Genomic DNA, 474 nt, shown 5'->3' with positions numbered 1-474 from the left:
GTTTGATACCACGCAGCAGAACACCTACGTTCTCACCAGCACGGCCTTCGTCCAGCAGTTTGCGGAACATTTCAACGCCGGTACAGGTAGATTTCGCAGTATCTTTGATACCAACGATTTCAACTTCCTCACCAACTTTAACGATACCGCGCTCTACACGACCGGTAACAACGGTACCACGACCGGAGATGGAGAATACGTCTTCGATTGGCAGCAGGAACGGCATGTCGATTGCACGTACTGGTTCAGGGATGTAAGAATCCAGGAAGCCAGCCAGTTCAACGATTTTAGCTTCCCACTCAGCTTCGCCTTCCAGCGCTTTCAGAGCAGAACCACGGATGATTGGAGTGTCATCGCCCGGGAAGTCGTACTGAGACAGAAGTTCACGCACTTCCATTTCAACCAGCTCCAGCAGCTCTTCGTCATCAACCATGTCGCATTTGTTCAGGAACACGATGATGTAAGGAACGCCAA

1 protein-coding gene is annotated in these 474 nt (G+C 50.8%); it reads right to left on the bottom strand.

What is annotated here, in order from left to right:
* Positions 1-474 (bottom strand): EF-Tu/IF-2/RF-3 family GTPase (locus tag WFK85_RS23435; RefSeq protein ID WP_336710426.1); only part of this gene is annotated, 474 nt, incomplete at both ends.

It is taken from the genome of Cedecea sp. VD22 (assembly GCF_037150195.1).
Classification (GTDB): Bacteria; Pseudomonadota; Gammaproteobacteria; order Enterobacterales; family Enterobacteriaceae; genus Cedecea.
Note: the sequence above shows the minus strand (reverse complement) of the source record. Positions and strands in the feature narration are given on the sequence as shown.